The 18,249-nt window shown below is 71.2% G+C and carries 18 protein-coding genes; 11 read left to right on the top strand and 7 right to left on the bottom strand.

Annotated features, from left to right (window positions below):
• The first annotated feature begins 46 nt into the window (after positions 1 to 46).
• The 4 genes from dacB to VD659_RS12015 all read left to right on the top strand — a co-directional run bounded on the left by dacB (position 47) and on the right by VD659_RS12015 (position 5,501).
• The gene (gene dacB / locus VD659_RS12030) at positions 47 to 1,654 is read left to right on the top strand and encodes a D-alanyl-D-alanine carboxypeptidase/D-alanyl-D-alanine endopeptidase (protein WP_423261302.1); all 1,608 of its coding nucleotides are present in this window, start codon (positions 47 to 49) and stop codon (positions 1,652 to 1,654) included.
• Positions 1,655 to 1,714: 60 nt separating this feature from the next.
• Complete coding sequence (locus tag VD659_RS12025; protein WP_423261301.1) at positions 1,715 to 2,254, top strand: hypothetical protein; 540 nt, start codon at positions 1,715 to 1,717, stop codon at positions 2,252 to 2,254.
• A 129-nt stretch (positions 2,255 to 2,383) separates the two neighbouring features.
• Positions 2,384 to 3,829: a glycoside hydrolase family 43 protein gene (locus VD659_RS12020; RefSeq protein ID WP_423261300.1), complete on the top strand. Its 1,446-nt coding sequence runs from the start codon at positions 2,384 to 2,386 to the stop codon at positions 3,827 to 3,829.
• On the top strand, positions 3,723 to 5,501 hold the full coding sequence (locus tag VD659_RS12015; protein WP_423261299.1) for an OmpL47-type beta-barrel domain-containing protein: 1,779 nt from the start codon (positions 3,723 to 3,725) through the stop codon (positions 5,499 to 5,501). Before VD659_RS12020 ends, VD659_RS12015 begins: the two co-directional genes overlap by 107 nt.
• Here VD659_RS12015 and VD659_RS12010 read toward each other — a convergent pair.
• A complete protein-coding gene (locus VD659_RS12010; protein WP_423261298.1) occupies positions 5,392 to 5,991 on the bottom strand; it encodes a mismatch-specific DNA-glycosylase in 600 nt (199 codons plus the stop codon). The genes VD659_RS12015 and VD659_RS12010 overlap by 110 nt on opposite strands.
• Positions 5,992 to 6,122: 131 nt before the next feature.
• Between VD659_RS12010 and msrB the strand changes: the two genes are divergently transcribed.
• The 3 genes from msrB (at position 6,123) to VD659_RS11995 (ending at position 7,507) form a co-directional block, all read left to right on the top strand.
• Positions 6,123 to 6,599 carry a peptide-methionine (R)-S-oxide reductase MsrB gene (msrB, locus tag VD659_RS12005; protein WP_423261297.1) on the top strand — a complete coding sequence of 159 codons (477 nt, stop codon included), beginning with the start codon at positions 6,123 to 6,125 and terminating at the stop codon, positions 6,597 to 6,599.
• Complete coding sequence (msrA, locus tag VD659_RS12000) at positions 6,596 to 7,144, top strand: peptide-methionine (S)-S-oxide reductase MsrA (protein ID WP_423261296.1); 549 nt, start codon at positions 6,596 to 6,598, stop codon at positions 7,142 to 7,144. Before msrB ends, msrA begins: the two co-directional genes overlap by 4 nt.
• An 81-nt stretch (positions 7,145 to 7,225) precedes the next feature.
• A complete protein-coding gene (locus tag VD659_RS11995) occupies positions 7,226 to 7,507 on the top strand; it encodes a hypothetical protein (RefSeq protein WP_423261294.1) in 282 nt (93 codons plus the stop codon).
• Between the two features lie 59 nt (positions 7,508 to 7,566).
• Here VD659_RS11995 and VD659_RS11990 read toward each other — a convergent pair whose 3' ends face one another.
• Both VD659_RS11990 and VD659_RS11985 read right to left on the bottom strand, forming a co-directional pair.
• The gene (locus tag VD659_RS11990; protein ID WP_423261293.1) at positions 7,567 to 8,094 is read right to left on the bottom strand and encodes a dihydrofolate reductase; all 528 of its coding nucleotides are present in this window, start codon (positions 8,092 to 8,094) and stop codon (positions 7,567 to 7,569) included.
• Entirely contained in the window at positions 8,091 to 8,903 is an 813-nt protein-coding gene (locus VD659_RS11985) for a thymidylate synthase (protein ID WP_423261291.1), read from the bottom strand. Before VD659_RS11985 ends, VD659_RS11990 begins: the two co-directional genes overlap by 4 nt.
• 107 nt (positions 8,904 to 9,010) lie before the next feature.
• Between VD659_RS11985 and VD659_RS11980 the strand changes: the two genes are divergently transcribed.
• From VD659_RS11980 to VD659_RS11970, 3 genes are read left to right on the top strand one after another with little or no spacing between them, the layout of a single operon-like run.
• Complete coding sequence (locus VD659_RS11980; RefSeq protein WP_423261290.1) at positions 9,011 to 9,223, top strand: hypothetical protein; 213 nt, start codon at positions 9,011 to 9,013, stop codon at positions 9,221 to 9,223.
• Positions 9,223 to 10,002: a YqjF family protein gene (locus VD659_RS11975; protein ID WP_423261288.1), complete on the top strand. Its 780-nt coding sequence runs from the start codon at positions 9,223 to 9,225 to the stop codon at positions 10,000 to 10,002. Before VD659_RS11980 ends, VD659_RS11975 begins: the two co-directional genes overlap by 1 nt.
• A 25-nt stretch (positions 10,003 to 10,027) precedes the next feature.
• The gene (locus tag VD659_RS11970) at positions 10,028 to 10,927 is read left to right on the top strand and encodes a hypothetical protein (RefSeq protein WP_423261286.1); all 900 of its coding nucleotides are present in this window, start codon (positions 10,028 to 10,030) and stop codon (positions 10,925 to 10,927) included.
• Between the two features lie 19 nt (positions 10,928 to 10,946).
• On the opposite strand, the gene ybaK is transcribed toward VD659_RS11970, so the two are convergent.
• Both ybaK and VD659_RS11960 read right to left on the bottom strand, forming a co-directional pair.
• Positions 10,947 to 11,453: a Cys-tRNA(Pro) deacylase gene (gene ybaK / locus VD659_RS11965; RefSeq protein ID WP_423261285.1), complete on the bottom strand. Its 507-nt coding sequence runs from the start codon at positions 11,451 to 11,453 to the stop codon at positions 10,947 to 10,949.
• Between the two features lie 14 nt (positions 11,454 to 11,467).
• Entirely contained in the window at positions 11,468 to 12,187 is a 720-nt protein-coding gene (locus tag VD659_RS11960) for an alpha/beta hydrolase (protein ID WP_423261283.1), read from the bottom strand.
• 58 nt (positions 12,188 to 12,245) lie between these two features.
• Here VD659_RS11960 and VD659_RS11955 point away from each other — a divergent pair, with 58 nt between their 5' ends.
• On the top strand, positions 12,246 to 12,752 hold the full coding sequence (locus VD659_RS11955) for an MmcQ/YjbR family DNA-binding protein (RefSeq protein ID WP_423261282.1): 507 nt from the start codon (positions 12,246 to 12,248) through the stop codon (positions 12,750 to 12,752).
• Here VD659_RS11955 and VD659_RS11950 read toward each other — a convergent pair.
• The gene (locus VD659_RS11950) at positions 12,709 to 13,488 is read right to left on the bottom strand and encodes a DNA-formamidopyrimidine glycosylase family protein (protein ID WP_423261281.1); all 780 of its coding nucleotides are present in this window, start codon (positions 13,486 to 13,488) and stop codon (positions 12,709 to 12,711) included. The genes VD659_RS11955 and VD659_RS11950 overlap by 44 nt on opposite strands.
• Positions 13,481 to 18,244: an Lhr family ATP-dependent helicase gene (locus VD659_RS11945; RefSeq protein ID WP_423261280.1), complete on the bottom strand. Its 4,764-nt coding sequence runs from the start codon at positions 18,242 to 18,244 to the stop codon at positions 13,481 to 13,483. The genes VD659_RS11950 and VD659_RS11945 overlap by 8 nt, the downstream gene beginning before the upstream one ends.
• Positions 18,245 to 18,249 lie beyond the last annotated feature (5 nt).

Genomic DNA, 18,249 nt, shown 5'->3' with positions numbered 1-18,249 from the left:
CGCTCGAGCACGCCGGTGCGACGCCCCGTTTCGAAGGAGCCCACGCATGCTGTTCGGCAGAACCTCCCGGTTGATCGGCGCGAGTGTCGCCGCGGTCGCGCTCCTGGGGCTCACGGCGTGCACCGCCGACGCGAGCGCCCCTGCCGGCTCCAGCTCCGGAGCCGGCGGCACCCTCACGAGTGTGGCCGGCCTCGATCAGGCGGCCCTCGACGTGATGAACCAGCCGGCCTACGCCAACGGTCGGTGGGCGGTCTCGGTGCAGGACCTCGACACCGGCGAGCAGATCGTCTCGCTCAACGCCGACACCTTCTCCGAGCCCGGTTCGATCGTGAAGACCTACAGCATCGGCGCCGCCTGGCAGCAGTTCGGGCCCGACTCCACCATCACGACGCCCGTGAAGGCCACCGGCCAGGTGGTGAACGGAACCCTGAACGGCGACCTCGTGCTCGTCGGAAAGGGCGACCTCACCATGGGCGGCCGCACCAAGGCCGACGGCACGGTCGACTTCACGAACCTCGACCACAACGACGCCAACGGCATCCCCGGGGCGACCCTGACCCCCGAAGACCCGCTCACGGGACTGAACGAGCTCGCGCAGCAGGTGAAGGCATCCGGAATCGACGCCGTGTCGGGCGACGTCATCGTCGACGACCGGCTGTGGGACCCGGCACAGCTCGTCGGCCAGCCGGTGACGCCGATCATCATCAACCAGAACGTCATCGACATCACGATCACCCCGGGCGCCGAAGGCCGGCCCTCCACCGCGGCGATGAGCCCGGTGGTCGCGCCCTGGACCATCGACGACCGGGTCACGACCGTCGCGGCGGGCGGCGACACCGACGTCACGGTGACGTCGCCCGACGAGAAGACGATCGTGCTCACCGGCACGATCGCGGCCGATGCCGGCCCGATCCTCAAGGTCTACGAGTTCGACGACCCCGCCACCTTCGCCCGCACCGCCTACATCGAGGCGCTGGGCCGGGCCGGCGTGACGGTGACCGCCGACCCGACGTCGAAGAACCCGGATGCCGCCCTGCCCGACAAGGCGAGCGTCGACGCCCTGCCCTCCGTCGCCGAACTCACCAGCCTGCCTCTGTTGCAGGAGGCCACCTACACGATGAAGATCAGCTACAACCGCGGCGCGCAGACCTTGATCTGCCGCCTGGCCGTGGAGGCGGGCAGCACGAAGTGCGCCGACGGTCTCAAGCAGGCCTCCGCCATCTGGTCGAAGGCCGGCCTCGACACCAGCCAGGCCGTTCTCGTCGACGGATCCGGCCTGCCGGGCAACCGCATCACCGCGAACAACCAGGTGCAGCTGCAGAGCATCATGGCCAAGCGCTCCGACGCCGACCAGTGGCGGTCGACCATGCCCGGCCTCGGCGTCGACGGTTCGCTCAGCACCGTGCAGGCCGGCAGCCCCGCTGCGGGCAAGGTCGTCGGCAAGACCGGCACGCTCGCGAGCGTCGATCCCTTCAACGCGAACCGCTACTTCCTGTCCACCAAGGCCCTCGGTGGCTACATCGAGACCAAGGGCGGCCGGCACTTCGCCTTCACGATCATGGCGAACAGCAGTGTCTTCGCCGACGTCGAGGGCGTGTTCGCCGCGAACGACGACGTGGGCAAGGTGGCCGCGTCGATCCAGCAGGCGTACTGACGCGCATCCGGCGATCTGATTCCCGCGCGGGCGGACATCGGCCGCCAATAAGCTCGTCGCATGAGCACGCCGAGCGCCGCCGACCGCAGCATCCTGCGCATGCACCGGGTGCTGCGCCCTGGCTTCGGAACCGAGGCCGCCGTGTACGGCACCATCCTGGTGAGCGGACTCGTGGCGGTGTCCTCGGCGCACGGTGAGACCTCCGGTGTCGTGCTGCTCACCGTGGCGATCACCGTGCTGGTGTTCTGGGGTGCGCACGTGTACTCCGGCACCGTGGCGCGGCTCGCCGAGGTCGGCGAAGTGCACGATGAGGCGCATCCCGGGCTCCGGCGGGCTTTCGGCCAGTCGGTGCGGCACTCGTTCGGCATGCTGAGCGCGGCCGCCATCCCGTGCCTGGTGCTCGCGGCGGGCATCCTCAAGGTGGTGCCCGACGTGGTGGCCATCGACATCGCGCTGTGGTCGGGCGTCGTCATCCTGGCCCTCCTCGGCTATGTCGCCTTCCTCCGGCGGGGGAGCGCGTTCTGGGTGCGCATCCTCGGAGCCCTCGTGACGGCGTCGTTCGGCGTGGTGTTCGTGCTGCTCAAAGCGTTCGTGCACTGAGCCGGGGTGACCCGGTGGCTCGTCGGAGTCACCGGGCGCGGCGCATCGGGGCTTGACGCGGCGGTGGGGCGTCCGCTATTCATGTTTACGTGAACATAGATGTTTGCGTTAACACTCGAGAGGACAACGATGTCGATCTCCCCCATCCGATCGCGCACTTCCTTCGCTTCGGCGGTGACCGCGGCCGTCCTACTGGCCGGAGCGGTCGTCCCGCTCGCGATCTCAGCCGAGCCGGCGCGCGCGGCTGACGTCGCGGCGGCGAACCCGGCGGCCGAGACCTATTCCAGCATCCGACCGGGCCAGCCCTGGGTCGACGACAACGGCGCGGCGATCCAGGCGCACGGCGGTCAGGTCGTGCCGTCCACCGATTCCGACGGCCGCACGATCTACTACCTCTACGGCGAGGATCGCACCAACGGCTATCACTCCTCGCCCGGCGTGCACGTGTACAGCTCGTACGACCTCTACAACTGGACCGACCAGGGCGTCGCCCTCCGCGCGATGTCGTCCGCCGACCAGTTCGTGAGCGACCCCTATTTCGCCGCTCTCTACGGGAACGATACCGACGAGCAGCGCACCGCGGTGTACCGCGACCTCGGAACCGTCCAGACCGACCCGGATGTGAACCCCGCCATCCTCGAGCGCCCGAAGGTCATCCACAACGAGGCCACCGGCAAATGGGTGATGTGGGTGCACGCCGACGGGCCGTCCGCCTGGTCGAACGCGCAGTACGCCAAAGCCAACGCCGGCGTCGCCATCTCCGACTCCCCGTACGGACCGTTCAAATACCTCGGGAGTTCACGACTCGACTACGCCTCGCCGGACGACCCGACGAACAAGGCCCCGGGGAACCCGGGCATGGCCCGCGACATGAACCTCTTCGTCGACGACGACGGCACCGCATACATCATCTATTCCAGCGAGGAGAACGCGACCATGTTCATCTCCAAACTGGATGCCGACTACACGGCGCTGGCCACCGATCCGGCTCAGGCGGTGGAGGGACGCGACTACCGGCGCCTGTTCATCGGCTGGTCGCGGGAGGCTCCGGCCATGTTCAAGTACCGCGACACCTACTTCCTGATGACCTCGAGGGCCACCGGGTGGTCGCCCAACCCGGCCGAATACGCCTCGTCGACGTCGATTCTCGGGGGCGGTTGGGCGGTGCAAGGCAATCCGTTCCCGTGGTGGGCGCAGAGCACGTCGTGGAACACGCAGCCGACCTCCGTCATCCCGCTCGACCCCGCCAACGGCAAGTACATCTACATGGGCGACCGCTGGAACAATGCCGACGATCTCGCGAACGCCCCGATGGTGTGGTTGCCGATCAATATGTCCGAAGGCGGCACCACGTTCGGGGTCGAGGTCTGGGACGAGTGGACCCTCGACCAGCTGGGGCAGTGGGCTGCCTGGGACGTGACCGGGGCTCCGGCCTCGCTCACGATCGGACAGGCGCCGACCACCCACCGTGACGGTGCGCCAGAACGGTGCCGACACCGTACAGCCGGTCACCTGGGCCGTCGATGGGGCGCTCGACCGGCCGGGCATGGTGACGATCACCGGAACGCTCCCTGACTTCGGCGGCCGCACCTTCTCGAGGTCCGTCCCGGTCCTCCCTCCCGGCCTCCGCTACGTGGTGGACGCCGGAGGGCAGCAGACCGCCGACTGGACGGCGATCATCGCCGCCGCGCGCGCGGCCGGCCCGGTGTACAACACCGCGGGCGATCAGTCCTTCGGCGCAGATCCGCAGAGCGGCAAGAACTGGGGCTACCTCGGCGACGCCAACGGGGTGTCGGGCGACGCCGCGGGGGACATCTACTCGACGCTGCGTTACGCGACCGGGGGGAGTGACCTCAGCTACGAGCTCGACGGGCTTCGGCCTGGGTCGTACACCGTCTACGCCGGGTATGCCGACCCCTGGCCCTGGGACGACCGGGGGGCCGATGTCTCGATCAACGGCACCCTCGTCGAGCACGACCACGACTACGACTCCGCCGACCAGGCCGCAACGTATCCGGATGCCGTGGTCGGCGCAGACGGGAAGCTGACGTTCTCCCTCGCCCCGACGCGCGGGCATGACGTCCAGTTGAGCTGGCTGATGGTGAGCGACCCGACGGCGCCCGACGAGGTCGGCCCCGAGCTCGCGGTCACCACGTCCCCCGCCGTCGCCGACGGTGCCGCTGGCTGGTATGTCGGCGAGACCCGGGTCGGGGCGACGGCGAGCGACCCGTCCGGGGTCGCCGGCGTCGAGTACCGGATCGGGGACACCGGCACGTGGAGCCCCTACGCCGCTCCGATCGCCGCGGGCGAGGGTGAGACGCGGTACGAGTTCCGCGCCACCGACACGCTGGGCAATGTCTCGGCGCCGCAGGACATCACGGTGAAACGCGACGCCACGCCGCCGACCAGCACGGTGATCTCGACGCCGGGTTCCGGGTCTGCGACCGTGTCGATCGCCGCATCCGATGCGGTGTCGGGAGTGGCCGACACCCGCTACCGGATCGACACCGGCGACTGGCAGCAGTACACCGCGCCATTCACGATCTCCGACGTCGGGCAGCACGACGTCGCGGTCGTCTCCACCGACGTCGCAGGAAATGTGGAGTCGTCGCACACGACCCCGGTCGATGTCGCTCCCGTCGGCGGGGGCACGCCCACCCTCGCGCTCTCCGTCGCCGACGTCGCGGCGGGCGGCTCGGTGGTGCTCTCCGGCGCGGGATTCGCGCCGGGTTCGACCGTCGGGATCGAGCTGCATTCCACCCCGGTCCAGCTGGGTTCTGTGGTGGTCCCCGCCGACGGCCGATTGAGCTTCGAAGCCGTGATCCCCGCCGGAACGCCGGCGGGGCTGCACCATGTCGTCGTCGTGCTCGCCGACGGCAGCCAGGTCTCGGCTGCGCTGACGGTCGGCGAGGAGGGCCCGAACGTTCCTGCGACTCCGGTCGCCGAGGCCGGGGCCGGGACATCGGTGGCGGCCGCGGCCTCCGCGGGCGGGCCTGCCGGCCGGGATCCTGCTGCTCGCCGCCCTCGGGGCGATCGCCGTCGGTGGTGCATCCCTCGCGCGGCGGCGTCGAACCGGGTCGCTCTGATTCCGTCTCCCGGGCACTCGGTCGGGTGCCCGGGAGCGCGTGCGGGTCGGGCTACCGCGCCGCCGGCCGGAGCGGCGGCTGGGGGAAGACCTCGATGCCCGCCGCGACCGCCGCCCGCCGGTAGGCGGTCGCGAGCGTGTCGACCGTCTCGTGGGCATTGAGTCCGCTCGGGTTCGGCACCACCCAGAGCTCGAAGCCGGCGAGATCGTCGGACTGCCGGCCCGGAGTGGCGCGCGGCCGGCCGAAGGCGGTGCGGAACGCGGTGATGCCGAGCACGGCGACGACGGCCGGATGCAGCGACGGCAGCCTCGCGAGGAGTGCGGCACCCCCGGCGACCAGTTCGGCGTCGCTCAACTCGTCTGCCCGGGCGGTCGCCCCGGCCACCAAGGTCGTGATGCCGAGACCGCGTTCGACCAGGTGCTCCCGGTCGCCGGGCCGGAAGCCCTCGGAAGCGTCGATCAGATGGTCGGTGATGCCCGCCCGGTAGAGAGCCGGGTAGAAGCGGTTGCCGCGTCGGCTGAACGGGGCTTGCACCGCCGCCGTGTGGAGGCCGGGGTTGATGCCGACGAGGAGCATCCGGAGGCCCGGCCCGATCACGTCGGGGATGCTCGCCCCGCGGAAGGAGTCGAGTTCGGCCCGCGTGAATCCCATGCGTGCAGGGTACCGCGATGCCCGGCGCCGACCGTAGCTGGCAGTTCGCTGAGTGCGGGACCAACCGCGGGGGAACGGGCGTTCTACTGAGTGACCGTCGCAGCCAGCGACGCGAATCCGAGGAGGATTCCGTGACACAGGAGTACCGCAAGACCCCCGAGGCGCTCGCCCGTCTCACGCCGCAGCAGTATCGCGTCACCCAGGACGACGTGACCGAGCCGGCGTTCCGCAATCAGTACTGGAACAACCACGACGCCGGGATCTACGTCGACGTCGTCTCCGGCGAACCCCTGTTCGCCTCGGTCGACAAGTTCGACTCGGGGTCGGGCTGGCCGAGCTTCACCGTTCCGATCGACGCCGCCAACGTGGTGCAGAAGAAGGACCGCAGCTGGGGCATGACGCGCACCGAGGTGCGGTCCGCCCATGGTGACAGCCATCTCGGGCACGTGTTCGACGACGGGCCGGCCGAGGCCGGTGGGCTCCGCTACTGCATCAACTCCGCCGCACTCCGCTTCGTGCCGCTCGCCGAGCTCGAGGCCGAGGGATACGGCGACTATCTCGCCCTGTTCGAGGGCACCACCGCATCCACCAAGGAGAACGCACGATGACCGACACCAGCACCTCGACCACCACCGCCTCGACCACCACCGAGAAGGCCGTCCTCGCCGGAGGCTGCTTCTGGGGCATGGAAGACCTCATCCGCCGCCGCCCGGGCGTGCTCGACACGCGTGTCGGCTACACCGGAGGAGACGTGCCGAACGCCACCTACCGCAACCACGGCACCCACGCCGAGGCGATCGAGATCACCTACGACCCGGCGGCCACGAGCTACCGCGAGCTGCTGGAGTTCTTCTTCCAGATCCACGACCCGTCGACGAAGAACCGTCAGGGCAACGACATCGGCACGAGTTACCGCTCAGGCATCTACTACGAGAACGCCTCCCAGAAGGAGGTCGCGCTCGACACCATCGCCGATGTGGACGCCTCCGGTCTGTGGCCGGGCAAGGTCGTGACCGAGGTGGTTCCCGCCGGGGCGTTCTGGGAGGCCGAGCCCGAGCACCAGGACTACCTGGAGCGCTACCCGAACGGCTACACCTGCCACTACGTGCGCCCAGGCTGGAAGCTCCCGCGCCGTCAGCAGGCCGCGGTCTGAGCCTCGTGCGGCGCATCGTGCGCTCCTGCCTGGGGTAGGAGGGCGATGCGCCGCCGAGCGTCCACGTCGTATCGTTGGATCGTGAACTCGCGTCTCGGCCGCCTCGTGGTCCTGCTCCGCGTCGCCTATCTGGTGGGCGCCGGGCTGTTCCTTCTCGACGTGGTGCTCTCGATCACAGCATCGACGATGAGTTCACCCGGCCCGGGCGACGTCGTCCTGACCCTGCCGCCCGACGACGTTCTGGGGGGCATCATGGACTGGATCGCGGTCGCCGCGTTCGGGTTCGCGGTGATCGGCGCCGTCATCACGATCGTCGTGGTCACGCTCGCCGGCGAGCCGGCCGAGCAGGAGACCGACCACTAGCGCCGAGCGCCGTGTCGCCGACTGCCGTGGCGCCGATCTCCTCCGGATCGGCTCGACGATCAGCGCGCTTGTCGAATGAGCGTGCGGAATCGGTAGCGCAGCCCCGTGCGTGACTCGAACCATCCTGACTCCGGCTGCATCGTCTGCTGCCAGGAGCTCTCATCCGGCATCGCCGCGTCATCGATGACCGCCAGAGGCGCCAGAGTGTCACCCGGCACGTCGAGATCCACCTCGGTGATCTCGAGGCGGCTGGCCAGCGGCAGCGCTTCGCGGTAGATCTCTCCGCCGCCGATCACCCACACGGATGCCTCGGCTCCGGCCAGCGCGAGCGCCCCCTCGAGCGAGTGGGCGGTCCGTGCCCCCACCGCCTGCCACCCCGGCTGACGCGTGACCACGATGTTCTCCCGCCCCGGCAACGGCCGGAACCGCTCGGGCAACGAGTCCCAGGTTCGCCGGCCCATCACGACCGTGGCTCCCGTCGTGAGCTCGCGGAATCGAGCCAGATCTTCGGGCAGGTGCCACGGAATCGTCCCGCCGCTGCCGATCACGCCACCCCGGGCCTCCGCCCAGACGAGGGCCAGGCTCATACGGCGACGGCCGCGCGGATGGCGGGGTGGTGCTCGTAGCCCACGACCTCGAAGTCCTCGTACTCGTAGTCGAAGACGCTCTCGCGGCCCGGCGCGATCCGCAAGGTGGGCGCGGCGAAGGGTTCGCGGCTCAGCTGCAGTTCCACCTGCTCGACGTGGTTGTCGTAGATGTGGCAGTCGCCGCCCGTCCACACGAAGTCGCCCACGCCGAGTCCGGTCTGGGCGGCGATCAGGTGGGTGAGCAGCGCGTAGCTCGCGATGTTGAAGGGAACCCCGAGAAAGAGGTCGGCGCTGCGCTGGTAGAGCTGGCAGGAGAGCTTGCCGTCGGCCACGTAGAACTGGAACAGGGCGTGACAGGGCGCCAGCGCCATCTGCGGGATCTCGGCCACGTTCCAGGCCGAGACGATCATGCGGCGCGAGTCGGGGTCGGTGCGGATGGTCTCGATCACCTGGGAGATCTGGTCGATGTGCTCGCCGTTCGGCGTGGGCCACGACCGCCACTGCACGCCATAGACCGGCCCGAGCTCGCCCTGCTCGTCGGCCCACTCGTCCCAGATCGTCACGCCGTGCTCCTGCAGCCAGCGGGCGTTGCCCTCGCCGCGGAGAAACCAGAGCAACTCGTAGGCCACCGACTTGAAGTGCACGCGCTTGGTCGTCACGAGCGGAAAGCCCTCGCTCAGGTCGAAGCGGAGCTGCCGGCCGAACACGCTGCGGGTTCCGGTGCCCGTTCGGTCGGACTTCGGCGTGCCGAGCGCGAGCGTCTCGCGCAGGAGGTCTTCGTAGGGCGTCGGAATGCTGGAGGTCGTCATCACCACGAGCGTAGAGCCAATCCGTGCAGGGCGGGAGATGCGCAGCCGGATCGCCGCGGAATCCCCGCCATCCCGGTAGCCTGGGTCTCGGCGGAAGGCAGGGCTCCATGAAGCGCATCAACATCCTGTACGGCGGAAAGCAGTACTCGGTCTCGGGTCGCGATGTCGACGAGGTCAAGGAGGAGATCCGCGCCGCTGTGGAGAAGGCCGTTCCGGTCTGGCTCGAAGTCAACGTGGGCGAGGGCCGGTACAAGCGTGCCGACATCCTGCTCTCCCCGGGCATCGACATCTCCGTGATCGGCATCGACGCCGTCGACTGATGGCGGTCAGCCCCGGCCCGGATGCTCCCGAGCCGATCTCGCGTCTCGCCCCCGCTCTGCGCGGGGGCGTGCTCCACGAGCAGGACTGGCAGTCGCTCACCTTCCTGCACTGGCGGGTCGACCCGGCGATCGTGGCGCCCCTTCTGCCCGCGGGCACGCGGCCGGACGTCTTCGACGGCTCCACCTGGGTCGGCCTCATCCCGTTCCGGCTCGCGAACGCGACGGCGCCAGGGTTCCGCGCGCTCGGACCGATCCCGTACGCGGGCACCTTCCCCGAGATCAACGTGCGGCTCTACTCGGTTGACGGGTCGGGCCGTCGGGGAGTCGTCTTCCGTTCCCTCGAGTCGTCGCGCTTCGCGGCGGTCGCGGCCGCCCACGCCCTGTTCGGGCTGCCCTACCGCTGGGCGCGCATGAGCATCAGCACGGCAGCCGACCGCACCATCTCGTATCGCTCCGAGCGGTTCGGCGACGACGGCTTCGGAGGCGCCCCCGGCCCGCACTGCGTCGTCGAGGCCCGTCCGGGAACCGCCGATCGCTCTGACGACGAGCTCGCCGTGTTCCTCACGGCTCGCTGGGGCCTGCATGTGGCGCGGGCCGGCCGCACCCGCTTCATTCCGAACGAGCATCCGCCCTGGGCCGTCGTCGACGCCGAACTGCGGTTCCTCGACGACGAACTGCTCGCCGCCGCCGGTTTTCCCGGGCTGGCCGACCGGGCGCCCGACTCGGTGTTGTTCTCCCCCGGACTGCACACCACGTTCGGCCGCACCGCGGCCGGCTGACCCACCCGGCGGCGATAATGGAGCGGTGACCTCTGATCTGCCTGCCCTCGGCCTGCTCCTCGACGTCGACGGGCCGATCGCCAGCCCCGTCACGCGCAGCATCGCCATCCCGTCCATTGCCGCCGACCTCGTGGCCCTCGCCAACGCCGGCGTGCCGGTGGTGTTCAACACGGGCCGCTCCGACGAGTTCCTGCGCGGCGAAGTCGTCGGGCCTCTGGTCGAGGGCGGCCTCACCGAGAACGCCCGGGTGTTCGGCGTGTGCGAGAAGGGCGCGGTGTGGTTCCGCATCACCCCGGCCGGCGTGGGCGATCTGTCCATCGATGAGACCCTCATTCCTCCTGTGGAGCTGTCGCGCGCCGTCGACGAACTCGTTGCCACGCGCTTCGCGGAGTCGATGTTCTTCGACTACACGAAACGCACCATGATCTCGGTCGAGCAGCGCACCGAGATCGATTCCGACGACTATCTCGCGTTGCAGCCCGAGTTCGACCGGGCGGTGCTCGATCTGTGCAGAACTCTCGACCTCGGCGCGGTGTGGAGAACGGAGGAGCACCCCGCGAGCGACGGGCGCATCCTCTATCGTCTCGACCCCACGATCATCTCGACCGACATCGAGTCGGTCCAGGTCGGCAAGGACCTCGGTGCCGAGCGGGCCCTCGCCCTGATCGCCGCGACGGGCGCGGTGCCGGCCGTCTGGCGCACGGTGGGCGACTCGCGCAGCGACTACGCCATGGCCGACTGGCTGCACGCGCAACGCTACGAGGTGGCGCACGTCGACGTGCGCCCGTCCGAGGGCGTTCCCGACAAGCCCTACGAGGTGCTGACCGCCGACGAGGAGATCGTCAACGATGCGGCCGGCGCGGTGTTCCTGCGGCGCTGGGCGGCGTCGGTCGTCGACGGCGTCGAGGCCGACGGCCCCGCCTGATCCCGTCCGGCCTGCCCGCTCAGCCCCGCCGGATGACGGCGGTCCGCCCCGCCACCGCCTCGAGCAGCGCCGTCGGGGCGATCTCGATGTCGAAGCCGCGTCGCCCTCCCGAGACGAACACCGTCGCGAACTCCAGCGCCGCCGAATCGACCACGGTCGGCAGTCGCGTCTTCTGCCCGACCGGGCTGATGCCTCCCACGACGTAGCCGCTCTTGCGTTCGGCCAGCGCCTTGTCGGCCATCGCCGCCTTTTTCGCGCCGAGCTCCGTGGCGAGGGCCTTGAGATCGAGCTGGTCCTGCACCGACACGATGCCGATGCCGAGCCCGCCGTCGGTCTCCACCATGAGTGTCTTGAACACACGGGCCGGCTCGACGCCCAGCTCCCGCGCCGCCTCTGCACCGAAATCGGTCGCCGCTGCGTCGTGCGTGTAGACGTGCGGGGTGAACGGGATGCCCGCCCGCGTGAGCGCCTGGGTCGCGGCCGTCGTGGGGCCGCCCGCAGCCGTCCCGCTTGCCTTCTTCGCCATCCGGGTGCCGTCCGCTACAGACCCGCGGGAACCTGTGACGCCGGGTCGACCGGCAGCACCGAGCGCAGGAACTGCGAGACGTCGGCCAGCTCCGGGAGCGAGATCGAGTGCGCGATGCCCGGGTAGAGCCGCGCGGTCACCGTGAAGTGGCCGGGCACGAAGGCTTCGGTGCGGGTGATCCCGGATGCGGCGATCACCGGGTCGGCGACATCGCGCCCCCAGAACAGCGGCGGCCGGAGTTCGGCGAGCACCTCGTCGCCGGGCAGAGAGCCCGAGGCGGCGAAGCCCGAGAGGTTCACGGCGGCGGCGAAGCGGTGAGGGGCGGAACGCAGCAGGTGGATCGACATCGCGCCGCCTTGCGAGAACCCGAGCGCGGCGATCGCGGGCGGGGCGCCGAACTCCGCCTCCACCCGGTCGAGCCAGGCCAGCACGGCTCCGGCGGCGGCCGCCATCACCTCGGGAGCGGGATCGGCGGGCACTCCGGGCGGGAACCAGGTGAAGCCGCCGATGCCGTATGGCGCGCCGTTCAGCGGGGCGCGGAGCGAGGCATAGACCACGCCTTCGGGCAGGGAGGGGAACAGACCCGGCAGGTCGCCCTCGTGCGAGCCGCGACCGTGCATCACCACGACGAGCGGTTCACTCGCGAGACGCTCCGAGAGCTCCTCCCGCGCCACTGACCAGACCACCACCGAGTCGTCGAGTTCGAGGGCAGCAGGGGCATCCAGGTCGCTCATCGTCCGAATCTAACATCGACTCTCGCCCTCGGTGGCGCTTGTGGGTAGCCTGGCCGGCATGGAGCATCCGACGCTCTTCGAGCCGGGAGAGCCCGTTCTCGAGCGGGTTCGCGAGATCTGCGCGCGCTTCCCCGAGGCCGTGGAGGTCGAGTCGTGGGGGCGGCCCACCTTCCGGGCGGGCAAGAAGATCTTCGTGGTCGCCGGCGCCATGATGGACCGCCCGTTGAGCATCGTCTTCAAGCCCGACCCCGAGGAGCGTCCAGCCCTGCTCGAACTGCCGGGCGTGTTCGTGCCGCCCTACTTCGGGCCCTCGGGCTGGCTCGCCATCGATGTGGGCGACGACGCCGACACCGACTGGGCCTTCGTGGCCGAGCTCGTCGACACCTCCTACCGCCAGGTGGCGCTGAAGCGTCAGCGCGTGGCGCTCGACGCGCAGGCGGGGGATGCGCGGGATGCGGGGGATGCGCGGGATGCGAAAGCCGAGCAGCACGAACGCGGCGAGCGGTCCGCCCGGCCGGCCGTCAGCTCTGGCACCGGGGGCACCAGTAGGTCACGCGCTCGGTGAGCTCGCTCGCCCCGAGCGAGCCGCGGCGGATGCGCGTGCCGCAGCGCCGGCACGGCCGCCCCTCGCGCCCGTAGACCCAGGTCTGCTGTCCGCGGCGGGTGTCGCCGGTGGTGGTGCGCTCGACGCGGTCGCGGTTGGCCGTGATCAGCCGGTGGGCGAGCGCCACGACGGCCGGGAGGTCGGACACCGCCGACACCGGCCGCTCGGGCAGGACCCCGCGCAGGAAGCACAGCTCGTTCACGTACTCGTTGCCGAGCCCGGCGAGGTTGCGCTGGTCGAGCAGAGCCACGTCGATCTCGCGCTCACCCGCCGCGGCGAGGCGACGCACGGCCTCCTCGGGATTCCAGTCAGGCCCGAGGAGGTCTGGCCCGAGGTGCCCCACCACCTCGTCTTCGCGGTCCCGGTCGACCACCTCCACCACGCCGAGATCGAAGCCCACGGTCACCCATTCGGTGTTCTCGAGCACGATCCGCGCCTGGTAGGCGGGTCGGCGCCAGGCCGTTCCGTGGCGGTAGATGTGCCACGAACCCTCCATCTTGAGGTGGGTGTGGATGCTCTGCGCACCGACACGCGTGAGCAGATGCTTGCCACGCGAGACCACCTCCTCGACCACCTCGCCGCGCAGGTCGACCGCGGCGAACTGCGGCACCCGCACATCGCTCACGGTGAGGGGACGGCCGCGGAGCGCCTCGTCGAGGTGCACGGCCGTGCGGTAGACGGTGTCGCCCTCAGGCACGGAGCCGCAGTCCTCTCGGGGTGCCCGTGAACCCGGCGGTCTCGAGCGCCCCGCCCACGGGAGTGCCGAGCACGAAGTCGCCGTTCACGCGTTCGACGGCCAGCCGGTCGACCCGTCCCGAGGTCACGGCGTGCGCCACCGAGCGCGCGGCGACCGCGAGCTCCTCCTCGTCGGTGCTGAAGGAGAGCGCCGACTTGCCGCCGCGTTCGAGGTAGAGCACCAGCTCGCCGTCGACGAGGGCCACCAGGGCGCCCGCCTTGCGGCCGGGCTTGTGCCCTTCCACGGTCGGCCACGGCAAGGATGCGCCGTAGGGGTTCGCGGGGTCGGTGGCGGCCAGCGTCACCGCCTCGGGCGGCCGGTTGCGGCCGGAGTCGCGGCCGATCGCATCCGGAGCGAACCCGCGCAGCCGGTCGACCGTGCCACCCGTCGCGAACTGCGCGGCGCCCAGCGTCTCGACGAAGTAGCCCCGGCGGCAGCGCCCGCTCTCCTCGAACTGGCTGAGTACGCGATAGACGAGCGCGAAGCCGCCGGGAACCCGCTCGCTCACCACCGAACCGCGCGTGACGATGCCGTACCGGTCGAGCAGCATCTCGGCCGTGGCGTGCGCGCGCAGCGTGGGATCGGCCACCGGCGCGGGCAGCAGCGACCAGCGGCCGCCCGCGGTCGGCGGCCCTACCCGCGTCTGCATCGAGGCGCGCGCGAGCCCGCGTCCGCGGTACATGCGGGAGCGCGGCGCGGCGCGCTTGGTGCTGTGTGCGGCCTTGCCCGAGCCGGTGAGGGTGCGGAGAGGGGCGACGGTGTCGTTCGTCACGAGTCCGGCCCAGACGAGATCCCAGATGGCGCCGACGAGGGCCGCGTCGTCGGGGATGCGCTCGGGCGCCTCGGCCTGCAGGGTCGCGACCACGCCGTCGGCCAGGGAGCGGAAGAAGTAGGCGCCGCCGTGCCCGAGCGCGTCGAGCACCGCGCGGTGCACGGGCGTCTCGTCGAACTCCTCCGGCGGCGCGGAGGAGAGCGGCAGCGTGTCGAGTGTGTGGAACGCCACCCACCCGTCGCTGCCCGGCAGGCTCCCGCGGCCCGACCACACCACCTCTCCCGCCGCCGTGAGCTCGTCGAGCATCGCGGGGGAGTAGTCGCGCACCCGGGCCGGCAGCACGAGGTTCTCCCAGGCCGAGGCGGGCACGGGAACGCCGGCGAGCTGCTCGATCACGGTCAGCACACCGTCGACCCCGCGGAGCGAGCCGCCCACGTGCTGCCAGGCGGGCAGGAAGCGGGCGAGCGTCTGCGTGGCGACGGGCTCCACCTCGTGCCGCAGTGCGGCGAGCGAGCGACTGCGCAGCCGCCGCAGCACCTCGGCGTCGCACCACTCCGTCGAACCGGCCTGCCCGACGCGTTCGGCGTCCACCACGAGCCCGCTCGGGCGGAACTCGCCCTCCATGACGCGGCGGTCGGCGGCGAGCCGGCGCAGCGCATCCGTCACCACCGAGACGCCGAGGCCGAAGCGCGCCGCCGCCTCCTGGGCGAGGAAGGGCGCATGCGTCCGCGCGTAGCGGCTCACGAGATCGAGCACCGGATGCTCGACCGGTGCGATGAACGCGTCGGGCACCCCGAACGGGATGGGCACGCCGAGCGCATCGCGCAGGCGCGCCGCGTCTTCGATGGCCGCCCACCACGGAGTGCCGGCGAAGCTCACCCGCAGTGCGCGCTTCGAGGCCACGAGTTCGCCGAGGGCGGCCTCGACATCGAAGTCGAGCGAGCGCTCCCGCACCTCGGCCGTGGTGAGCGGGCCGAGCAGGCGCAGCAGGTCGGCCACCCCCTCCTCGTCGCGCGCCCGGCGCTCGGGTGTGAGGCGCTGGAGCTCGCGCTGGGTCTCCTCGATCACGCCGGGGTCGAGGAGCTCGCGCAGCTCCGCGCGCCCGAGCAGCTCGGAGAGCAGACTCGGGTCGAGAGCGAGCGCGGCCGCCCGGCGCTCGGCGAGCGGGCTGTCGCCCTCGTAGACGAACGAGGCCACGTAACCGAAGAGCAGCGAGCGGGCGAACGGCGAGGCCTCGGTCGACTCGGTCTCCACCACCCGGATGCGCCGCGCCTCGATGTCGCGTGCGATGCCGAGCAGGGCGGGCAGGTCGTAGACGTCCTGCAGGCATTCGCGCACGGTCTCGAGGATGATCGGGAACGACGGATACTTGCGCGCCACCTCGAGCAGCTGCGCCGAGCGCTGGCGCTGCTGCCAGAGCGGCGAGCGCTTGCCCGGGTTCTGCCGCGGCAGCAGCAGCGCCCGCGCCGCGTTCTCGCGGAAGCGGGAGGCGAAGAGCGCCGAACCGCCCACCTCCTCGGTCACGATCTGCTCGAGCTCGGCGGCGTCGAAGAGGAAGAGCTCGGCCGAGGGCGGTTCGCTCTCGGTGTCGGGCAGTCGCACGACGATGCCGTCGTCGCTCGCCACGGCGTTGGCGTCGACGCCGAAGCGTTCGCGGATCCGCGCGTTCACGGCCAGCGCCCACGGCGAGTGCACCTGCATCCCGAACGGGGAATGCAGAATCACCCGCCAGTCGCCGAGCTCGTCGTGGAAGCGCTCCACCACGAGGGTGCGGTCGCTCGGCACCTGGCCGGTGGCCGCCTGCTGCTCGGCCACGAAGGCCACGAGGTTCGACGCCGCCCAGGCGTCCAGCCCCGCCTTCTCGGCCAGCGCCGCGGACTCGGCGGGCGAAGCGGATGCGACGGTGCGGGTGAACGCGCCGATCGCGGCCCCCAGCTCGGCCGGCCTGCCCAGGCCCTCTCCCCGCCAGAACGGCAGGCGCCCGGGCTGCCCGAAGGCGGGTGTCACGAGCACGCGGTCGTGCGTGATCTCGTGGATGCGCCAGCTCGTCGCCCCGAGCGCGAACACGTCGCCCACGCGCGACTCGTAGACCATCTCCTCGTCGAGCTCGCCCACCCGTCGGCCCGGCGCGGAACGGGTCGTGGCGACCGACCCCGGCGCGGGGTCGGCATCCGTGGGCTCGCCGCCGACCATGAAGACGCCGAAGAGCCCGCGGTCGGGGATCGTGCCGCCGCTCGTGACCGCGAGGCGCTGGGCGCCGGGACGGCCGGTGAGGGTGCCGGCGTCGCGGTCCCAGACCAGTCGCGGGCGCAGCTCGGCGAACTCGTCGGAGGGATAGAGCCCCGCGAGAAGGTCGAGGGTGGCGTCGTATGCCGATCGGGGAATGTTGGTGAACGAGGCGCTGCGCCGCACCACGTCGAACCACTCCTCGACATCGATCGGCTCGAGTGCGCAGGCCGCCACGGTCTGCTGCGCGAGGATGTCGAGCGGGTTCGCGGGAACGGCCAGGGTCTCGATCAGGCCCTCGCTCATGCGGATCGACACCACCGCGGAGTGGATGAGGTCGGCCCGGTGCTTCGGGTAGAGCAGCCCCTTCGAGACCTCGCCGACCTGGTGCCCGGCGCGGCCCACCCGCTGGAGCCCGCTCGCCACCGACGGTGGCGCCTCCACCTGGATCACGAGGTCGACGGCCCCCATGTCGATGCCGAGCTCGAGGCTCGACGTCGCCACCACGCAGCGCAACCTCCCGGTCTTGAGGTCGTCCTCGATGATGGCCCGCTGCTCCTTGCTCACCGAGCCGTGGTGGGCGCGGGCGAGCAGGGGTTCGGCACCGATGGTCTGGCCGGCCTGCCCCATCGTCTGCGCGGGAGGTCGCACGAGCGGCATGCGGGCGACGGATGCGGTACCCGCGCGAGGCTGCCCGACCGCCTCTCGGGGCGCCCTCCGCGCATCCCGCTCGCCGGCGTCGCTGTCGTCGTCGTCGGCGTCGCCGCCCTCCGTGACCGCCGCCATCCGCTCGGCGAAGATCTCGTTGAGCCGGGCGGTGAGCCGCTCGGCCAGCCGCCGGGAGTTCGCGAACACGATCGACGAGCGATGCTCCAGGATGCGGTCGACGATGTCCTCTTCGACGTGCGGCCAGATCGATCCCTGCTCGGGCGCGGAGGCTGCGGCAGCCGAGCCTTCGAGCGAGGCGGACTCGGCGGGCGGGATCTGCGTCATGTCCTCGACCGGCACCACCACCCGCAGGTCGAACTTCTTTGTCGACGGCGGCGCGACGATCGTCACGGGCCGCCCGCCGGCGAGGAAGCGCGCGACCTCCTCGCGGGGCCGCACGGTGGCGGAGAGCCCGATGCGCTGAGCGGGGGAGGCGAGGAGCAGGTCGAGCCGGTCGAGGCTCATCGCGAGGTGGGCCCCGCGCTTGGTGGCGGCGACGGCGTGCACCTCGTCGACGATCACCGTGGTCACCTCGCTGAGCGACTCGCGCGCGGCGGAGGTGAGCATGAGGAAGAGCGACTCGGGCGTCGTGATGAGGATGTCGGGCGGGTTCTTCGCGAGGGTGCGCCGCTCGCCGCTGGGCGTGTCTCCCGAGCGCACGCCCACGGTGATGACCGGCGGGGCGGCCCCCATCCGCTTCGCCGTCTGCGTGATGCCCACGAGCGGCGCGCGCAGGTTGCGCTCGACGTCGACGGCGAGGGCCTTCAGCGGTGAGACGTAGAGCACCGAGGTCTTGCGCGGCGCGCCCTCGGTGATGGTCGAGGCGAGCCGGTCGATCGCCCAGAGGAAGGCGGCGAGCGTCTTTCCCGAGCCGGTGGGCGCCACGACGAGCGCGTGCTGCCCGCCCGACACCGCATCCCACGCCCCGGCCTGCGCCGCCGTGGGCGCCGAGAAGGCGCCACGGAACCACTCCCGGGTCGCGGGGGAGAAGCTGTCGAGCACGTCGCCCATCCCCC

Source organism: Herbiconiux sp. 11R-BC (assembly GCF_049472555.1).
Lineage (GTDB): Bacteria > Actinomycetota > Actinomycetes > Actinomycetales > Microbacteriaceae > Herbiconiux.
Note: the sequence above shows the minus strand (reverse complement) of the source record. Positions and strands in the feature narration are given on the sequence as shown.